This window comes from Euzebya pacifica, assembly GCF_003344865.1.
In the GTDB taxonomy this organism is placed as follows: Bacteria; Actinomycetota; Nitriliruptoria; order Euzebyales; family Euzebyaceae; genus Euzebya; species Euzebya pacifica.
This window is the reverse complement of record NZ_CP031166.1, coordinates 168,610-187,914: the sequence shown is the minus strand read 5'-3', so window position 1 is coordinate 187,914 and position 19,305 is coordinate 168,610. Positions and strand designations below refer to the sequence as shown.

Here is a 19,305-nt window from a genome sequence, read left to right as displayed (position 1 = left end):
CGGCAGGTGCCGACATGCCCGCGCGGGTGGGCCTGTCAGCCCGTCCAGACGAGCCACGGGTCGATGCCCATGGCGGCGAGTTCGGTGGCGACCGCGTTGGTGTCGTCCCATTGGCCGTCGGCCCGGAGTTTGCGGTAGGCCTTGACGACGTCGATGACCGTGGCGATGTCGTTGGGGTTGGCGGTGTCGAAGTTGGTGGGTGCGGTTGTGCGCAGCCAGTCCACAACGGTGACCTGGGGGTCGAGGAGCAGCTGTCCTTCCTCGCGGATGCGGTGCGGTTGGCGTTCCGCAGTCCATGGCCGGACCGTTTCCGTGGCACCGACGGCTTCGGCGACGTCGGCGAGTTCGCGGATGATCTGGTTCTGATCGGACTTGTCGGGATTGAACGTCCGAGCGTCCTCGAGCCGGCGGATGTAGGTGCGGGCGTAGCGGTGGCGCAGATCGTCGGCGAGAGGGGCGGGAAGTTCACCGAGTGCGCGCCACAGCAGTCGGCTGTGCATCATCCCGAGGTCGTGGCCGTCGGCGATCCGTTCGATCAGTTCCTCGAATGAGGAGTCGCGGAGCCGGGCGAGTTCTCCGATGAGGAGACGGACGACTTCCGTCTGGTCCGGGCTGTCGATGAGGTCCTGGATCCCGGTGCCGTTGCGGAGGTCGGGGTTGGCAGCGAGGTGGTGGGCGGTGAGGTACTCGCCGACCTGCTTGTGGAGCCAGTCGATGCTTTCCCGGTTCTCGGTCAGAAGTCCCGAGCCGCCATCGTCGCCGACCTTGAGCAGCAGGAGTCCGGCGGTGTCGGCGATTCGGTCGCCAAGGGTGGTGCGGAGGTGGTGGTCGAGCAGTCGGCGGTTGCGGCGCGGGTCGTTCCTGCCCTTGTTACCGATGGAGATGTGGAAGGCGATGGCGGCGGCGTCGCGGAGGAGCCGGTCGAGGAGGTCAGCTCGGGGGGCGTTGTAGCCGCCGTCGATGCCGACGCCGTAGAGCCGGTCGATGACGGCGGCCCACAGCAGTTCGGTGCGGTTTCGCGGCACCCATCCGACTGGCATCTCACGGTGGAAGGGGAAGCCGGGGTGGGTGGTGTCGCCGGCACGTGCCGGATCGACGATGGTGCAGGCGAGGACCGCAAAAAGCGGGATCCGGGTGAGTGAAGCGAGTTGCGGTTCGGCGTCCAGGGCCATGAGCAGTCGGTCCCTGGCACGTGCCCGGCTGCCGTCGAGGGCATCCTCATCGGGGGTGGCTGTCCGGGCCTGCCCGTTCGCGTCGGTGCGGATCGGTTTGGCGAACCAGTCGCTGATCATCCCTGCGGCCTGTTCGGCGGTCAGGGGGGCGAGGTTCACCGTCGTGGTACCGGAGGTGGCAGCGAACCGATCGGGACGCCCGACGGGCCGTGAGGTGACGATGATCCGGCCCAACCCGGTTTCCTTAGCGAGGGCGCCTTCGATCTTGCCCCATCCGCGTTCGACCTCATCGAATGCGTCCAGGACGATGCAAAGAAGGTCCGGGTGGGAGGTTGCCCAGGTGTGGAACGTGGGATCGAGGTCGACGTGGTCGTTGTACAGGGCGGTCAGGGCGGGACCGAGGAGGCCGCCCTTGCCGTCGGAGGGGAGGTGTTCGACCAGTGCGGCGCACGTGACCAGGACCGGCACCCCACCCTTGGGTGGGATGGGTTCGCGGAGCGATTCTGCGGCCCGGCTGGCGGTCTCCCACCGGGTGAGGGTGGACTTGCCGTAGCCGGGGTCTCCCAGCACCAGGATCCCGGTGGTGTCTCCCGGCAGGGTGCCGATCCAGTCGTCCCATTCGGTCCGTTCTTCCCCGAAGGTGATGGGTCGGACGAACCTGCGGCCGACGTGGCGGCGGTGACCGGCAACGATCCGGTCCGGTGCATGCCAGGCGCCCGGCAGCGACGAGTAGCGTTCGATGATCCCGTCCAGGTAGGCCCGGACCTCTTGGGGGTAGGCGTTGGACGGGTGTGCCGTCTCGGGGTTGAACCGTGTGGCCCATGGGGCGGCGTGGAGAACCTGCCGTTCTCGGGCGACTTCGATCATCACCCGGTCGAGGGCGGTGAACCATCCGGCCCGGCCCGCCCCGTTGCTCCATGTGGCCTCCAGCAACCGCTCTGGGCTCCCGCCGTCCATGTGCCGGGCGGACAGCAACTCGATCAGGCGCGCCCTGCGGGTGTCGTTGTCATGGCGGATCTCCTTGAACCTGCGTTCACGGATCTCGGTGGTCGTGCCGCGTCGGGTGGCGACGTCGCGGGCGCTGTCGCGGTAGCGGGAGGCGCGGGGGTCGTTGTCAAGCGACATGAGGTCGAGCACGGCGTGGACGGCGATTCGTTGGTGGCTGCGGCGGAGACGTTCCACTGCGCCGTGCAGCTTGAAGTAGGCGTCGATCGCCATTGCTGAAGGGACCGTTGGGGGCCACACGGCCAGGTCGCGTCGGGCGGCGGCCTCCGACCTCGCCCACCGAGTCCCCTTGCCCTTGTCGAGTCTGTGCGCCAACAGGTTGGCCAGCCAGGACTCGGCACTCGCGACGAGACCTTCGACCGTCGCCGGTTCGACGTTGAGTCGGGCCGCCAGCAACGCCTCTACGTCGGTGCGCTCCTGATCGCGAAGCAGCCTGAGCCAGTCACCCGGCGAAGACCGCCGTGCGACCGCGACCACTCCTGCGGCCTCCCAGTGCTTCATCAGCGACATCAGCTCGATGTTCCCACATCGACCCGACTCTCCCGGGCGCGACGCCCGGGCTGACGGGCTTACCCCGGGCGTGCCGGGTCCCCACTGTTGCTCCATCGGCCCCGTTCGGGTGGCCGGTCCCTACCAGAGACAAGGAGCGCACCATGCGCCGCACGTTGATCGCATGGGTGGTGGCCGTGGCGTCGATCGCCGGCCTGCTGACCCTCGCCCCCCTTCCCGATGCCGCCGCCCCTGTGGTGGCGGACGGCCCCGAGCATGGGCCGGGTTCGTTGCCGGTGGTCGGGGTGACCGTGGCCGACGCCCCGGTGGCGTTCCGGCTGTCCGGTCCGTCCCGCTACGAGACCGCTGCGGCGGTGGCGTTGGACTCCTTCGAGTCCGCCGGCACCGTCGTGCTGGTGTCGGGGGCCAACTACCCGGATGCGCTTGCCGCCGGCCCGCTGGACGTGCCGGTCCTGGCGGTCCCGCCGACCGGTTCGGTCCCCCAGGCGGTCACCGACGCCATCGCCACCCTGAACCCCGGCCGGGTGCTCGTCCTCGGCGGCCCGGCCGCCATCTCCGACGGCGTTGCCCGTGACGCCGCCGCCGGCAGGACGGTGACCCGCGTCGCCGGGGCCTCCCGGTTCGAGACCGCCGCCGCGGTCGTCGGTGTCGCGGTGTCCTCCGGGGTCCCCAACGACGTGCTGTACATCGCCTCCGGTGACACCTTCGCCGGCGCGCTCGCGGCCGGCACCACCGGTCGTGCGGTGCTGCTGCTCCCCTCCTCCGGACCTGCACCGGCTGCGGTCCTGGACGCCATCGACCGCCTGCGGCCCGGCTACATCCAGTACGTCGGCGGGCGGATCTCCTCCGACGCGATGCGTGACATCGACAACCGGTTCGGGATCCCGTCGGGTCACCGGACCGCCGGCAACGACATCGTGCTCGCTGCGGCGCTCGCCGCCGAGGCCTGGTCGCCGGGGGTCGCGGCCGTGACGCTCGCCACCTCGGCGGGCTACGCCGATGCGTTGGCCGCGACCAGCGTGGAGGACGGCCCGCTGCTGCTGGTCGACTCCTGCGGCCCGGTCGACGACCTCGTCCTGGACGTCGTCGCCGACCTCGAGCCGGACGCCATCCGGGTCCTCGGTGGTGCAGCGGCGATCTGTGAGTCCGTCGTCGACGAGGTGGTGTCGGCCGCCCCGGCGGCGTCGGCGTCGGGGCCTGCAGACACCGAGGAGTACGTGCTCGGCGGCCAGAAGTGGACGTCGCTGCCGATCTCCATCGGGTTCGTCAACGGCACCCCGGACCTGTCGGGCAGCCGCGAGCACGAGCTGGTGCTGGCGGCGGCCCGCGAGTGGGCGTCGGTGTCCGGGGTCACCGTCACCCAGGGGTCGCCGGGCAACGCCGACGTCCTGGTCCAGTGGACCACCGCCGCCGAGGGGTTCGGTGGCCGGGGCGGGGTGCTGGCCCGAGCCCACCTCGGCGAGGTCGTCGGCGGCCAGAACTACATCTGGTTCGACGAGGCCGACGACTGGGGCGAGTTCGGTGTCCCCGGCACCGACCTGTGGACCGTCGCCGCCCACGAGTTCGGCCACTCCCTCGGCATCCACCACAGCGACGTCCGCGACGCGATGATGTACGCCTACTACGACGGCCCGCAGGGCCTGCACGGTGACGACATCGCCGCCGTCAGGGCGCTGTACGGCACCGGCGGGCCCACCCCCGGCCCCGATCCAGACCCCGGTCCCGGCCCAGACCCGGTGCCCGCCTGTTCGCCCCAGGGGATCGTGCTGGCGCGGGGTTCCGCGGCACCCGCCGGCTACTGGTACGACGTGTCGGTCTGCGGGCAGCCGGGAGGCAGCGTCACGGTGACCTGCCGCGACTCGGTGGACCCGCAGGGCTTCTACAGCCAGACCATCGGGCTGAACGCCGCCGGGCGTGGCGGTGACCAGACGCTGTGCTACTCCGCCGACGGGCCCGATCACTGGGTCACCGGCGGCGGCATGGAGTCCAATCACGTGACGTGGGGTGGTGGTGGGGGGACCCCGCCGCCCCCGCCTCCTCCCCCACCGCCTCCGCCGGGCCTGACGCTGTCGCTGACGCGCGGCGCACCGATCAACGGCGGCTACTGGTACTCGCTGTCGGTCAGCCACGGCCCCGCCGGCGGCAGCGTCACGGTGACCTGCCACGACTCGGTTGACCCGCAGGGCTTCTGGACCCAGACCATCGGGTTGAACGGGTCGGGCAGCGGCGGCGACTCGACGTTGTGCTGGTCCGCTGACGGGCCCGACCACTGGGTCACCGGCGGCGGCGCGGAGTCCAACCACGTCGCCTGGTAGCAGGCGACCCACACCGTCCCTGGTAGGGACGGGGCCGCACCCCATCACGGGGTGCGGCCTTTCGTATGTCAGGAGCCACCGGCATGGGACTGGTGGCAAAGATCGCGTTCGGCTTCCTCATCCTCTGGGACGTCCGGACCGACGGGGTCTGGCTCGTCGGCGGCGGGGTCGTGTTCGCCGGGCACCCTCCCGTTCGACGACATCGACTGGAGGGGCATCCTGTCGCAGGTGCCGCTGACGCTGCTGTTCGGCGTCGGCTGCTTCATCCTCTGGAGCCACCTCGCGACGGTGGGGCCCGCTGACGCCCTGCAGCGGGCTCAGGCGGCTGTGCTGGCCTGCCGGGTTGCGTTGCGGTGGGCGAGGAGTTCGGCGAGCGCAGACGCCGACGCGTAGGTGTCGTTGGCCCACCACGCCCGAACCTCGGCGCCGGTGTCGTCGTAGGCGATGCTCATCGAGATGACCGGGAGATCGGCCCCATCCCGCCAGAGATCGGCGTCGACCACCGTCGCATCCGCCGAGCCGTAGGGGTCCCGGTGGCTCGTGACATGGCCCTTGTGCTCACGCAGCAACGCCATGGCGTCGTCGTAGTCGGTCTGGTGGTGCGGCCCGTAGTGGCCGAACCGGCCGGTGATGGCCGGTGTGGCGGTACCGGTCAGGTCGTCCAGGGCAGCCTGGGCGGTCGGGAACGTCCGGTAGGACTCGATGATGTCGCCTTCCTCGATGGTGCGTCCGTTGCGCCACACGAGACGGCCGTCCTCGACCCTGCCGACGATCCCGCCGACGGTCACCGGGACCGGGCCGCTGGCCCGTCCGTCGCCGATCCGGTCCAGCAGATCTCGGTCGCCGGCGACCCAGGCAACGACGGCGTCCCGGGCGGGCATGTAGCGGGCAGGGCCAACGGTGACGTCGTCGGGGACTGCCATCCGGCGGATCTCTGCGGTCTGCTGGCGGCGGGCCCCGCGCAGGGCTGCGGAGCCGGGCCCGTTGGCGCCATCAAGCCGCGGTCCGGTAGGGGCAACTGGACCCGCGATCACCGCAGGGCTGGCCGGTGTGGCCATCGGGTCCTGCATCGCGGTGGCAAGGCCGCCTGTCCCGCCACCCCACGTCCAGCAGGTGGTGTCGGCGACATGGCGTCCGCAGTCGGCCCGACCAGCGGTGATGGTGTTGCGGCACGGCTGGCCGGCCTGGGTGCTGCGAGGACAGGGGTGCGACGTCATGGGCATGGCATTCCGGCCGGGCCGCCCGGGGAACACCACGACATCGTGGTGGTGGGGCAGGCAGGCGGCGGACGGTCGAACCGGACCCGGCCAAGCCACCGGGCACGACGGCGAGAGCCATCCCCCACCGACGACCGGGTCGGTCAGGGCAGGTGGCGTTCCACGAGTCGGGCAGCGACATGGGTACGTCGTCCTTCGCGGCGGACGAGCCGTCGGCGTTCGAGGCGTCGCATCGTCGGGCCGAGCTGCGACGACGTCTTGCCGAGCTCGTCAGCGACGGCCTTGGTCGACCGGTTGGCGGGGTCGAGGCCAACGAGGACCTCGAACGCGGCCCGCTCGAGGTCGGGGAGCGGGTCGAGCATCCGGGCGACGTGGTCCTCGATCTCCTCGGCACATGTGGCCTCGGCAGCAGCGACGTCGGCGGCGTTGATGACCGAATGATCCGGCCGTGCGTTCCAGGCGGCAGCCCCGAGGAGCTGGAAGACGAACGGGTCGCCAGCGGTCGCCTCGATGAGCGCGTCGATGGCGTCGGCTGTAGCGGTCACCCGATGGTCGTTGGTCGGCCAGCCGCTCGTGGTGAACGGCACCAGGGCGTCGCGGACCTCGTCGTCGGCGAGCCAGTCGAGGTAGGTCTTGGCGAATCGCCGTCCGAACGTTGCGCCTGCTCGCTGCATCGGGTCGCCCTCGACGCTGTCGACGAAGTCGAGCAGGCCGGTCAGGTACACGACGACGGGCAGGTGGTGGTCGTGGGCGTTGCCAGCGAAGTCGCGATCGGTGACCGTTGCGGCGCTGGCATCGCCCAGGGCGATGAGCAACGACGACAGGGTGACGGGGTCGGCGGTGGCGTTCTGGACCTCGTCGAGTCGGACCAGCACGACGCTGCCCCTGGCGCGTGCCGCCCCGGCGAGGTCGGTCAGGGCGGTGGTGATCGCTCGGGGGGCCGACTCGGCAGCCGGCGCGTTGATCGCCACTGCGGCGTCGCCGATGCGGAGCGACGCGATGGTGCGCAACACCTCCATCGCGGCTTTGGATACTCGGCCGGCAAGGTCTTGTGACTCGGCGGCGGCGACGAGTGCGGCGGCCACACCGGCGAGCGGGTCGGCCCCCCGGTGGAGTCGTACGGGCGGCAGGACGATGTCGCCGAGTTCGCTGGCTTCTCTGGCGATCCGGTTGACCAGGACGGACTTGCCGATCCCTGGCTGGCCGAGCACGGCGCGGCCGCGCTCGAACACGCCGTTGACGCGGCGAGCCCGGACGTACCCGGTGTAGTCAGAAAGCTCGCGGGCGCGGCCTGCCCATACGTCGGGCACGGCATCGTGGCCGGGCACGAACGGATTGCCCTCGGGAGTCCTGAAAAGCTTATCAGCCATACGCTGAAAACATTATCAGAGCATGAGGATTCTCTCGACGGGGATGCTCGGGCGAGCGTACGCTCGTCAGTGCGAAACCGACACAGGGAACTACACGCAAGGGCAGGTGATGGCGGTGGGGCAGACGCCGTTGTTCCGCGATGACCGCGAGGGCTACCGGGGTCCGGTGGCTGCGAAGCTGGCCGGCATCACCTACCGGCAGCTCGACCACTGGACCACCCGCGGGGTCGTGGTGCCCAGCGTGCAGGATGCGGTCGGGTCGGGAAGCCAGCGGCTGTACGGCTTCGAGGACATCGTCCGTCTGCGGATGGTCAAGCGGCTTCGTGATGCCGGTGTGTCGTTGCAGAAGATCACCAAGGTGCTGGATGCCCTCGCTGATCGTGGCCAGACCCTCGATGACGTGACCCTCCTCAACGACGGCACCGACCTGTACGTCTGCACCGAACAGCAGGAGGTCTTCGACGTACTGATGTCGGGCCAGGGGGTGTTCGCCATCGCGTTGACACCGTTGCGGGAGAGCGTGACCGCCGATGTGGTCGGCATCCCCACCGAACCCGCCAACCCGCTTCCCTCAACGGGCGGGCGTCAACGAGCGATCTGACTCCAACCCGGCATCGGCCTGGACTGACCTGCTGCGCAAGCGATCGGTCGGCCCCTGCCGCGACGATGCCACTCGCCGAACCCTGCCGGGTCACCGGTCGTGGAGGGCGACACGCTCGTGGCGTCCGCCCGGACCCTCGGTATGCCCGCCGACGAACTGCTGGCCAGCATCGACCGGCGACGACGTGGGGCCCTGCAACGGCTCGACCGCGAGTTCGGCGTCTCCTCGGCCGTCATCGACACGCTGGCCTGCGACGCCGGGGTGGACAGGAGCCCGGTCGTCCCGGTTGAACGCCGGCGTGCGGCACCGCCCGACCCTTCCCCAGATGTCTCTTCGCCCGACGACACGGCCCCAGCCGACGGCGATGCCGTTGTGGGCACGATCCGACCCGACAGGCCGCCACAACCGTCGTTTCCCACCCCCACCGATGTTGCTGATGCGGTCCGGATCGCAGCCGACCGCTGCACCCATCTCGTCTTCCTTCCCGATGCCCACACCTCAGCGGCCGCCAGTGAATACCCCGACCCTGATCGGGTCCTCGCCGACCTTCTCGCCCTCAACCGACTCGCTGAGGCATGGGCGTCAGGGACGCTTGGGACAGCGATGCGCATCGCCGCACCCGAGTACGGCCTGTCGGGATACCGGCCAGGGATCTCCCAGACGGCTGCAACCACCTACACGGCCGACTACATCCGCCGCTACGGCGACCGCGAGATCATGCTCGGACCCCATCTGGCACGCCGGGTCGGCCCAGCCAATCAGATCATGCGGACCTACTGGTACGTCGACGGGGCTGAACGGGTGGTCGCGGTCGGTCACGTCGGCGCCCACCTGCGCGACGCCGGCTCCAGCACCTGACCGCGACCCGCACCGGACGCAGACCACACCCCACATCCGGGTCGCAGCCGGTACGGGTGTGCCACCCCGAACAGTCCGGCCGGACCCGGTTGCACCGGCCGTGCGATGGCGACCCGTGCCTGTGCCGGGAGACCAGTCAGGGCCACGGTGTCGTGGCTGCCGGTGGCGGACCACACGTCGGCGTGGACCGCCCCGTACCCCCCTGTGGCCAAGCCGATACGGGTGTCAGCAGCAAGCCGTCCCGCACCGGGGTCGGACGTGGTGAACGCCAGAGGACCGGCCTGCTGGTGCGCCGGGCCAGCAGCTTCAACGCGCCGCCATATCGTCGAAATCCTCGGGGCGGGTGGGACGGTCCACGTCCGCCTCGAGCAGGTTGCCGCCCATCAGCACCACCACAGGCACCCCGTGGCGTGCCGTGTCGCCACCAACTGCCCACTCGACGGTCGCAAGGCTGGGGTTGGCGATGACGTCCACCGGTGCGTCACCGAGCCGGCCGATCGCCTTGGAGTCGATCTTCGGCCAGTTGGTGTCCTTGGTGGGACCGTCGTGCGGGGCCGATCCTGGAACGTCATCTCCGGCGCCGTGCGGGCCCGTGCGGCGGGGCATGGTCGTGGAGCGGCAGGGGACGCGTTGGCTCAGCTTCGGACGGTGATGCGCCGCTCGGCGTCAAGGCGTTCCAGTTCGTAGTCGCGATGGTCGACGTAGCATGATCGCTGCGATCGAGGGGGTGACCCCGTCCACGAGCCGGTGCATTTCCTGGCAGACCCGCCTGTAGGAGGGGTGGCCCTGCGGTTGGGTTCGCAGCTCGAGCATGAACATGAGGGCCCGCGCGTTGATCTGGATGGTGTACCGCAGGTTGTAGGCGAACCCGACGGCGTACTGGGCCACTTCGGGACCGTGGGTGCTCAGCAGGGTGCGGTGCAGGTCCGCTTGTGACCACAGCGCCCGTTTGTAGGCCTTGGCGTGGGTGCCGCCCAGGTCGATGATGTCATCGGGGATCGTGTAGCCGTGGACCGGTGAGAGGAGTTGCCAGTCGATGGTGGCCATGCGGTGGCGTTGCAGGTCGCGGAACGCGCCGTAGTCCGACACGAGCTCGAACCGGTACCAGGCCCGTTCGAGGCCGCGGCCGGGCTTGTGCCGCCGGTTGGTCCGGTCACCAGCGAGCCGCTTCAGCAGGTCAGCCCGTTGGGCTGCGGGCATCCGGGCCACGGTGAACCGCAGCTCGTCCTCGGGGAGGTCAGAGACGCCATAGAGCAGTCCGGCGATGACGTCGATGTCGGCGCCATCGGGGCCGTGCGCGACGAGTCGGACACCGGGCCGTCCGGGACGGTCAGGCCCGAACGTCGGCCGGATCTCGCTGGTGTGGACGTCCTTGGCGATGGCCCGCAACGACGCCAGGTAGGCGGTCCACACGTTGCCGCGGTCGGGCATGTCGACGCGGCGGAGAAACGACGGGATGACGGTGCGGAGCTCGCCAAGGAGGGCGTCGCCGGTGGTGCGGACCTCCGCGAGGTCGTGGCCGCGCATCCGCATGAGCATGTTCTCCCACGCCTGCCCGGACGCAAAGATGCCGACGTTGGTGGCGGTGGCGGCGGGCAGCAGCCCCCGTGCGGTGTCCAGGGCCTTGGCACGGATGGTGTTGCGGTACGCCTCAGCCGACGTCTGGGCGTCTTGGGGGTGGCGGGCCCGGTACATGGCTTCCAGCGGGCCGATCAGCCCGGAGTAGATGTCGAAGACGTTGTCGAGGACGCGTTCGTACTCGGCCAGGTGGGGGCCGTCGATGATCTCGGGCGGCCGGACGTACCGGTAGCGGCCATCGACCTTGTCGTCGTAGGGGACGTAGCGGGTGGACTTCTCCAGGTAGGCGGCGAGGCGGCCCCATTCGAGTTGCTTGGCCAGCAGGTTCGACGCGCCCTCCACGGCGGCGTGGGCCCCGCCCCCGGCGGCCACCGAGTCGTCGCCGAACTGGACCACGACTCGGTCGAGGAGTTCGCGTGCCCGGTCGCCCTCGTCGAGGTCGTCGGTCCGGTCGGGATCGAGGACGTCGGCGAACTCGTCGAGCAGCAGTCGGCGCAGTCCCTTGGTGGAGCGGGAGTAGCGGGCGAACAGGCCGGCCTTCACGGCTTCTGGCAGCCCGTGGATGGCGAACACGCCGGCAGTCGTGTTGGACACGTACGGGGCGATCAGCCGTGCCTCGTCGTCGGTGAGCATCTCCATGCAACGCATGGTCGCCCACCGGTCCGACACGGCCGCAGCTGACGCCTGCTGCGAACACGCGATGGCCGAGCCCCTCAGGGTGGGACCGTCGGTCGTTTCAGGCGGTGCGGGTCCGGTTGGCGTGGAGGAAGGCAGCGAGGGCCTCGCCGTCGATCTCGAGGTCGGAGTGGGCGGCGACGCCCTGCAGGCCGTCGAGGCCGAGGTTGGCGACCGCCTTGATCTCGTCGGTGGTGGCGTCGATGACCTCGCCCCAGTGCGGCCCGGTGGCGGCGGCGATGGCGTCAACCCGTTCTGTCGGGAGTTCGGCGAGCCACGGACGGACATCGTCGATGTCGGTCTCGCCGATGCCGCCCTGACGGGTGGAGTCGTAGGCGTCGTCGCCCCAGAGGATCCGTGCGGCCACTGCGGGGCCGGTGGAGGGGTCGAGGACGCGGTGGTTGTCGGTCATGCCCAAACCCTAGCAATGCTGTGCTCGCACGTCTAGCACTTCATTCTTTGCGGGTGGGTCTGTCGAGGTCCTCGTTGCGCAACGCCAGTCCGTGGCGTTCCAGGGATTCGCGCAGGATTCCGACCGCTTTCGGGCCGACGCCATGCATCGCTCGGAGTTCGGCCTCGGTGTGTCGTGCCACGTCCCGGAGGGTGTGGATGCCGTGGGCGGCAAGGGCACGGCCGGCAGGCGCGCCGACCTTCGGCAGGTCGGCGGTCACCGGTCGAAGTTGCGGTGGTAGGCCGAGGCGGTGGGGCCGGCCTGCCCCTGGTACTTGGAGCGCAGGTCGGGGTGGCCGTAGAGGCGGGCGATCTTGCCCTGGACAGCAAAGAAGGCGAACTGGGCGATGGGCATCCCCGGATACAACAGGACCGGCAGGTTCGCCACGTTGGACAACTCCAAGGTGATGTTGCCGTGGAACCCGGCGTCGATGAATCCAGCGGTCGCGTGGATCGCCAAGCCGCACCTGCCGAGGCTCGACTTGCCCTCCACCCGTCCAACGATGGGGCCGTGCAACCCGACGGTCTCCACGGTCGAGGCGAGCGCGAACTCGCCCGGATGCAGCACGAAAGGGTCCTCCGTGGACGCGGTCGCCTCGCTGGTCAGGTCGCCGGGCAACCGCCGGGGGTCGATGACCTGATGCCGGTGGCTGTCGAAGGTCCTGAAGGATGCGGCGAGGTGGACGTCGACGCTGGTCGGCTGCAACGCCCGATCCAGGTCGATCGGGTCCAGCGTCAACTGGCCCGCGTCAATGGCTTCCCTGATGGCGGTGTCGGAGAGGATCATCACCACGATGGTGCACCCGCCCGACGACATGACCGCTCACAGTTCGTTGGGCCCGGCCGATGGGTTGGTCGCTTGCCACCCCGCAGTCCAGGAGTTCACCATGGCAACCAACCTCGTCGAGTCACACCCGACGGTCGTCGATGGGCCAGAAGCGGCCTGCCGCATACTGGCCGACGCACTGGATGCGATCGGCCGGCCCGTCGGGTCGGACCGGCAGGCCGACGTCGTCGCAGCAGCCGTGTGCGCCAATCCGGCAGCCGCATTCGAAGACCTCGCCAAACGAGCCGCCGCCGCATCCTCACACGCCACCGCGGTCGCCGCGGTTGCCGCAGCGCTGACCGGACTGGCCAACCCGTAACCAGAGAGCCGTGGCACCGCACCAGCCCCCGGTCCTCCTGGGTCATGCCAGACAAGTCCCTCTCGGGTGGTTGGACGAGTAAGCCTTGGAAGTCAGCCGGTCCAATACCAATGCGACCCGACATGGAACGGACCTGATTCAGTCACGGGCGCGGCCCGTCCATCAACGCCTGGGTCTCGCCGTCGCAGCCAAGGTGCTCACCGGTGACGACCTGGGCGGGGCCGGCCACGTGGCTACCGCCCGCATCGCCGCCTCCTGTCGCCCGCACCCCGGCCGCGGCCTGCCCACCCATCGCTACCGCAGACCCGTTCGACGGTCCCCTCATCCGCCTAGCGGCGCTGCGAGCGGGTCCGGGCCGCCACAGCGTCGGCCGCCGCCACCGGGTCAGGGGCCCGGTCATAGATCCCCTGGGTGATGATCCGGCCGGCCAGCCGGCGCGACACCCCCATGGCAGCGAGGTCATCGACGGCCTTGGTGTGCTGCCGTCCCGTGGGCGCGTCTGGCACCCACCACACCGGACCGTCGCCGTCGGGCAGCGGCAGGTCGCCGGCGGCCTTCTGCGCGTCGGTGTAGCGGGTCGCCCACGTCCCGTCATCGGTCCCCCAGCCGTCCTCATCGGACCAGAACACCAAACCGTTGCCGTCGGTCAGGCCGTCGCGGCAGGCGATCCGCCACATCGGCCCGTCCGCCCGCAACCCCGCCTTGGTGCCGGCCTCCCATGTCCCGGCGGTCGTGACGACGAACTCGCCTCTTGACCCTGCGGGCAGGTCCCAAGCCGCGCCGTTGGACGCCATCTGAACGAGGAGGCGGGCGTCGCTGCCAACGAACGCCTCCGCAAGCCCATCGGTCGGCGGGCCGGACACCCAACGCCGGCCGTCGGCCTCGGTGAACCCGACCAGTCGTGCGACGCCGCCGGTGACCTCCAGCGTGACCGACCCGATGCCGCCCACGACGCCGGCGGTCTGCGACGGTGCCATCGACTCGGCCCACCGGGCCACCGAACCGACCGCGTCGTTCCAGCCGATTGCGACGACCCGGACGGTGGTGGCCTCGTTGGCACGGGCCAGTGCCGTGACGGCCAGCAGTCCGTAGGCGCCCTCTCCGGCGAGCAGCCGCATGGCCTCACTGACCGACGGGCCGTCAACGGTCAGGTACATCGGGTCGGCCCCCGACGGGTCGCCCCCGTCGATCCACACGCCATCGAAGATGCACCGGCCCGACCGGTTGTCGATGAGCCGCCGGTCGGCTGCGGTGAACACGACGGTGGCGTCCATGTAGGTGCTGGTGCGGTGCTGTTCGAGGTTGGACACCTCGATGAGATCGGCGAACCGTGCGGCTGCGTTGCCGACGACGTTGCGGAAGTTCCCGTCGCCGATCGCGTCGGGGTCGACCGGCCCGGTGGGGGCAAGCCACACCGACTGCGGTTCGCCACCGTCGAACCGGCGTGCCGCCCGGTCATCGGCCACCACGGTCAGCCCGCCGGGGACCTCCGAACCGACCGCGCCGGCGAGATCGGCCACGACCCGCTCCGCCACCGGTCCGTGCACCATCCGTCCCGTGGCGATGCCGGTGATCCGGCCGGTGTTGGGGGCCGGTGGGCGGGGGCCGTCCTGAACGAACATCACCACGTCGAAGCCGCCCTCCACGGCGGCACGGATCGGCCCGAGCAGCGCCGAGTAGTCGGCATCGGCAACGAGTGCGGCGAGAACGGCGTCCCAGTCGATGGCCCCGGTGCCGTCGGGATCCCAGTCGGCGGCGAACCCCTCGTGGACCCGCAGGGTGATCCCGTGGGCGGCCGCGTTGCGGATGTGCACGCCGTCGATGACGTCACTGGTCACCCCGGCCTGGTCGATCAGCGACTCGATGGTGCCGTCGGGCAGGTGCTCGATGCCGAACTCGACCGCCCGCCGTTCAACCGGGCCGTCACCGTCGCCGTCGACCGGATCGGCGGTGTTGACGGACGGGCCGTCCAGGTCGATCCATGCGCCGTCGGCGTACCGGAAGGTGTCCACCAGCGAGGTGGGCCACTCGCGGGTGTCGTCACGGAACTCCTCCACCCACTGGTGGAACTCATCGGCCGGGTCGTTGTCGGGATCCCAGTCGGCGGCATCGGCGATCAGGTGGCGGTCCTCGCCGGCGAAGTCGCAGCCGTCGTCCCACGGCAGCCCGCCGGGGTCGGTGTGGAGGACGCGGCCGCCGGCGAGCCGGACGGCTCCGATGAAGGTGATCTGGTGGCCCGGCAGGTCCTCGTCCTCGATGTCGATCTGGACGGCAACGGCGGCCGGGATCCGGGTGCGGACCTGACGGGTGAGTTCGGTGATCGCGGCATCTCGGGCGGCCTCGAGCGCGGCGGTGAAGGCGTCGGTGGTCGTGGACATGGCGGTTCCTCTCCGGCACGACGTGTGCTGCGGGCGGACGGCTTTGGGTGCCCGGTGTCCATCCGCCCACGAATCCGTCGGCCAGGGGGTGCCTGTCTAACGTGTGGTGGGGTGATGGCGATTCCGCTGGTGTGCGGTTGGGGCCGGTGAACGGTTCCTCCCCCACCGGGCGGGGTCGGTCCCTGTTGGCCATCGGGCACCGCCTCGGTGCCACACCCCCACCATAGCATTGTACCGCTATGATGTCTAGCACTTGTGAGCGGGGTGGAAGTGGGCGGACAGGGTTGTTCAACTTGGGCTGTTGCGCCGGGCAAGCAAGCGCATGTCGCACCCAACCGTGACAATGGGACCGTGACCACGTTCTACGCCAACATCACCGCACCCGACGGCACCCCGGTGTTCACCGAGGAATCGGGCTGGAAGTCCGACGCCGCCGAGGTCCACGGCTGGGTGATGCGCCACCCCGCCCGCACCCACGTGAGCAACCTGACCCACCGACTCGAGGTGACCGGATCGGAGATCGCCAAGGCCCTGGACGGCTGGCACCACTTGGATCCAGACGCCAGCTACACCATCGAGGTCGACGAGTACTGACCAGGTCACGCCCCGGCCCAGCAGGCCGCGGGTCACAGCGACCCTGCTGCGGCCGAGGGGGCCGGTGACGGGCACGCTGCCCACGATCCTGCGCAGGTCGTCCCGTATGCTCACCCAGCCCTGCCTCTGGACTGGATGAAAGGACACGACCTGTGGTCGCTGTCGCTCTGGAAGACAAGTTCGTCGACACGAGCGCTTCGCTGTCCCGACTCGCAGAGCAGGTCGCCACTGGCGAACTGGCCCTCCCCGAGCTGCAGCGGCCGTTCGTGTGGAAGAACGTCGATGTCCGCGATCTCTTCGACAGCCTGTTCCGGGGCTACCCGGTCGGCAACATCATGACGTGGCGCACGAGGTCGGAGTCGGTCCGGACCATCGGAACCGACACCAAGGAGGCCGACCCGTCGTTGCTGCTGATCGATGGGCAGCAGCGGGTCACGTCGATCTATGCGGTGCTGCACGGCGCGGAGGTCCTCAACAAGGACTACAAGTCGCAGCGGATCCGCATCGCGTTCAACCCGCTCACCGGCCGGTTCGAGACCTCCAACAGCGCCATCGCCAAGAACGCCGAATGGATTCCCGACATCACCAAGGCCTTTGCGGAGAACGCCTTCACCGTGGTCAACGGCTACGTCGAGGGGCTCAAGGCCACCGGCAGGGACCTGACCGACACCGAACTCGCGACCGTCCAGACCCACCTGTCCCGCTTGACTGACCTTCCCAAGTTCAAGCTTGCAGTCGTTGAGCTGAAGGAACACGCCGACGTGGAGGACGTCGCAGAGGTGTTTGTCCGCACCAACAACGGCGGCAAGTCGCTGGGGCAGTCCGACTTCGTCCTGACCCTCATGTCAGTGCATGCCCAGAAGGACCGGATCGCGTTGGAGGAATGGGTTCGTGCCGCCCACACCGACAGCCCGTACAAGGCCGCCAGGACCCCGCACAACCCCCACATCCTCCCCGACGCCACCCAGCTGGTCAGGGTCGTCGCCGCGGTGGCGTTTCGTCGTGCCGCCCTCTCCGACGTGTACGCGTTCCTTCGCGGTGACGACGACACCCAGACTCGGGCCGAACGGTTCGCCGCCTGGTCAGTTGCCCAGGAGGAGGTCCTGTCCACCCACCACTGGCACGAGTTCCTCCGCGTCCTGGACACCGCCGGATACCGGTCCTCCCGTCAGGTCAACAGCGACTTTGCGGTCCTTGCGACCTATGCGATCTGGACCCACGGCCGCCAACGCGGCATCGACCGACGCCATCTGCAGAACCTCATGGCCCGATGGTTCTACGCCGCATCGGTCACGGGCCGCTACTCCGGGTCGGGCGAATCGACCCTCGCCGCGGACCTGTACGCCATGACCCGCGACGACGTCGACCTGATCAGCGCAACCGAACGTCGGCTCGCCGCGATCATGACCCCCGACTTCTTCACCACGTCGCTGCCCGAAGCCCTCGATTCGCGGTCGTGGTCCAACCGGGCCCTCATGGCCTACGAGGCCGCCCAAGTGGTCATCGACGCGCCAGTGCTGTTCGCCCCCAACGACGAACGGGTCTCCCATCGGCTGGGCCCCTCAACCGCAGCCAAGGGCATCGAACGCCATCACCTGTTCCCCAAGGCCTACCTGCGCCACCAGACCGGCCTGTCCGGCGCCCAGTGGTCGGCGCTCGCCAACCGTCCTGCCAACGCCGCCCTCGTTGACTGGGTGGAGAACGGCGACATCTCCGATGACGCCCCCGCCCACTACTGGCCCCTGCACGCCGACACCCTCCCCCACGCGACCCTGGCCGCACAGATGGCCGACCATGCCCTCTACGACGGATGGTGGACCGATGACTACGACACCTTCTGCGAGACACGCCGGAAGCTGATGGCCGACGTCATCCATCGTGGCTACCAGACCCTCGTCGACCGCAGTCCCGTTGCCCCAGACGTCGAACCCGAAGACGCCCCCATCGTCGTCGGGGACGGTCACAGCACCCCGCATGCAACCTCCGTTGACCGCAGCCACATCAGCCTTGCCGACCTCATCGCAGCGGAACTGCTGTTCGCTGACGAAACGATCACCCACCTGCGGTCAACGGCACCGGGCAGCGGAACCGTCAGCACCGACGGTGCAATCATCCTCGATGGGGTCCGCTACGCCACCCCGTCGGGGGCCGGTGCGACGCTGGCCAACGGCAACGTCAACGGCTGGGAGACCTGGGCGGTCGAACGCAACGGAACCTACGTCCGCCTCGACGACCTCCGAGACGCCTACCTGGAATCCACCAGCCTCCCCCCGGCCACCGACTGAGCCCCCACCGGGGCCAGCCGTAGAGGAGGCAGCGGTCAGGCGGCCCGTGGCCGGACGATCGGCTGGTGCGGTGCTGCCGCCAGCCGCCGGAGCCGGCCGATGACCCCCAAGGTGGTCCGTTCACCCATCGCCACGAGTGCATCGGCGTCGACGCCAATCCGGGCAGCAGCCCGGCGTGGGTTGACACCGGCCTCGGCAAGCAGCAGCAGGAGTGCCTTCGCGGACTCAGAGGAGACGACCCGGTCGTCGGGCCACATCGGCGCAGGCAGCGATGGCGTGCCGGGCCACGGCCGGTCAAGCAACGCCGCCACGGCGTCATGGTTGGCTCGGCTGGTGCGAGGACGCACCCCGATGTGCAGCACCGTCGCGCCCGGCGAAACGACCTGACGAGCGATCCCTGCCTTCGTCCACCCGCGCAGGAGCAGCTCGGCGATCACGGCCCGCGTGTCGGACGAGTCAACCGTCGCAGCCATCGATGCGGAGACCCCCAGGAGCCGATCAGCCGTCGTGGCTTGGACCATCGGCCGGGACCGACTGCGGATCGACTGCACCGTCGACAACGCCACCCCGGCCTGTCTGGACACCGTGGGCATCCCCACACCTGCCGCCGCCAGGTCGTCGAGGTGCTCGCCGATCGGGCCGACCGGAACCAGCGCAGGCCGGCCATAGGCAACAGCCCGGCGGCGCCGGCGGCTGTCATCCTTCATCGCAGCAGCGCAGCCAGGCCCTCGACACCCGTCCTTGACGTACCCATGGACGGTGCCGTGCCGCCCAGAAGGAGCCCGCTGCTCCTCCAGCACCACCCACCGCGTCATCAGAAGTGGTTCCCAGCTGTCACGGACCCACCCAAGGGACCGGCCGAACCGGTCCGCAACGTCGTACCAGTCGATGGTCCCGGCCACCATCCCGGCCGCCACGTCGTCGAGGAGGGCCTCGTCGTCGGTGGGGACCGGGGCGGCGTCGCCCCGCTGCTCGGCACGCCGCCGACGCTCCATCTCCAGCTGACGGTCCGCGCACACCGCCGCTGTGCACGACCGGCCGTGCCGCAGCCGCCAGTGGTCGCTGCCCTCCGCCCTGGACGCCGCAACCAGGAGGGGTCGGACCGTCATCATCCATTCGTTTCGCGCCGCGGTGATCGTCATCCCGTACCGA

The 19,305-nt window shown here is 69.9% G+C and carries 16 protein-coding genes; 6 read left to right on the top strand and 10 right to left on the bottom strand.

Going from position 1 to position 19,305, the window contains the following annotated elements:
- Positions 1-35: 35 nt before the first annotated feature.
- Positions 36-2,687, bottom strand: a complete 2,652-nt coding sequence (locus DVS28_RS26060) for an NACHT domain-containing protein (protein ID WP_114594584.1) — start codon at positions 2,685-2,687, stop codon at positions 36-38.
- Between the two features lie 143 nt (positions 2,688-2,830).
- On the opposite strand from DVS28_RS26060, the gene DVS28_RS26055 reads away from it, so the two are divergent.
- Positions 2,831-5,002 carry a cell wall-binding repeat-containing protein gene (locus tag DVS28_RS26055; protein WP_114594583.1) on the top strand — a complete coding sequence of 724 codons (2,172 nt, stop codon included), beginning with the start codon at positions 2,831-2,833 and terminating at the stop codon, positions 5,000-5,002.
- 317 nt (positions 5,003-5,319) lie between these two features.
- Here DVS28_RS26055 and DVS28_RS26045 read toward each other — a convergent pair whose 3' ends face one another.
- On the bottom strand, positions 5,320-6,219 hold the full coding sequence (locus DVS28_RS26045) for a hypothetical protein (RefSeq protein ID WP_164711107.1): 900 nt from the start codon (positions 6,217-6,219) through the stop codon (positions 5,320-5,322).
- 143 nt (positions 6,220-6,362) lie between these two features.
- Positions 6,363-7,589 carry an AAA family ATPase gene (locus DVS28_RS26040; RefSeq protein ID WP_114594580.1) on the bottom strand — a complete coding sequence of 409 codons (1,227 nt, stop codon included), beginning with the start codon at positions 7,587-7,589 and terminating at the stop codon, positions 6,363-6,365.
- Between the two features lie 109 nt (positions 7,590-7,698).
- Between DVS28_RS26040 and DVS28_RS26035 the strand changes: the two genes are divergently transcribed.
- Entirely contained in the window at positions 7,699-8,190 is a 492-nt protein-coding gene (locus DVS28_RS26035) for a MerR family transcriptional regulator (RefSeq protein WP_164711106.1), read from the top strand.
- Between the two features lie 141 nt (positions 8,191-8,331).
- Positions 8,332-9,048, top strand: a complete 717-nt coding sequence (locus tag DVS28_RS26030) for a hypothetical protein (RefSeq protein ID WP_164711105.1) — start codon at positions 8,332-8,334, stop codon at positions 9,046-9,048.
- Positions 9,049-9,354: 306 nt separating this feature from the next.
- On the opposite strand, the gene DVS28_RS26025 is transcribed toward DVS28_RS26030, so the two are convergent.
- From DVS28_RS26025 to dcd, 5 genes are all read right to left on the bottom strand, one after another.
- Positions 9,355-9,654: a hypothetical protein gene (locus tag DVS28_RS26025; protein WP_114594577.1), complete on the bottom strand. Its 300-nt coding sequence runs from the start codon at positions 9,652-9,654 to the stop codon at positions 9,355-9,357.
- A gap of 60 nt (positions 9,655-9,714) precedes the next feature.
- On the bottom strand, positions 9,715-11,265 hold the full coding sequence (locus DVS28_RS26020) for an FAD-dependent thymidylate synthase (protein ID WP_164711104.1): 1,551 nt from the start codon (positions 11,263-11,265) through the stop codon (positions 9,715-9,717).
- 97 nt (positions 11,266-11,362) lie between these two features.
- The gene (locus DVS28_RS28835) at positions 11,363-11,713 is read right to left on the bottom strand and encodes a hypothetical protein (protein WP_164711103.1); all 351 of its coding nucleotides are present in this window, start codon (positions 11,711-11,713) and stop codon (positions 11,363-11,365) included.
- A gap of 40 nt (positions 11,714-11,753) precedes the next feature.
- Positions 11,754-11,972 carry a helix-hairpin-helix domain-containing protein gene (locus tag DVS28_RS26015; RefSeq protein ID WP_114594575.1) on the bottom strand — a complete coding sequence of 73 codons (219 nt, stop codon included), beginning with the start codon at positions 11,970-11,972 and terminating at the stop codon, positions 11,754-11,756.
- Entirely contained in the window at positions 11,969-12,538 is a 570-nt protein-coding gene (gene dcd, locus DVS28_RS26010) for a dCTP deaminase (RefSeq protein WP_114594928.1), read from the bottom strand. Before dcd ends, DVS28_RS26015 begins: the two co-directional genes overlap by 4 nt.
- A 100-nt stretch (positions 12,539-12,638) precedes the next feature.
- Here dcd and DVS28_RS26005 point away from each other — a divergent pair, with 100 nt between their 5' ends.
- A complete protein-coding gene (locus DVS28_RS26005; protein WP_164711102.1) occupies positions 12,639-12,896 on the top strand; it encodes a hypothetical protein in 258 nt (85 codons plus the stop codon).
- A gap of 329 nt (positions 12,897-13,225) precedes the next feature.
- On the opposite strand, the gene DVS28_RS26000 is transcribed toward DVS28_RS26005, so the two are convergent.
- Positions 13,226-15,274: a hypothetical protein gene (locus tag DVS28_RS26000; RefSeq protein WP_114594573.1), complete on the bottom strand. Its 2,049-nt coding sequence runs from the start codon at positions 15,272-15,274 to the stop codon at positions 13,226-13,228.
- Positions 15,275-15,625: 351 nt separating this feature from the next.
- Here DVS28_RS26000 and DVS28_RS25995 point away from each other — a divergent pair, with 351 nt between their 5' ends.
- Positions 15,626-15,868, top strand: coding sequence for a hypothetical protein (locus DVS28_RS25995; protein WP_114594572.1), 243 nt, complete (start codon positions 15,626-15,628; stop codon positions 15,866-15,868).
- A 152-nt stretch (positions 15,869-16,020) separates the two neighbouring features.
- Positions 16,021-18,153, top strand: a complete 2,133-nt coding sequence (locus tag DVS28_RS25990) for a GmrSD restriction endonuclease domain-containing protein (RefSeq protein WP_164711101.1) — start codon at positions 16,021-16,023, stop codon at positions 18,151-18,153.
- A gap of 35 nt (positions 18,154-18,188) precedes the next feature.
- On the opposite strand, the gene DVS28_RS25985 is transcribed toward DVS28_RS25990, so the two are convergent.
- Positions 18,189-19,262, bottom strand: a complete 1,074-nt coding sequence (locus DVS28_RS25985) for a hypothetical protein (RefSeq protein ID WP_216826641.1) — start codon at positions 19,260-19,262, stop codon at positions 18,189-18,191.
- Between the last annotated feature and the right edge of the window lie 43 nt (positions 19,263-19,305).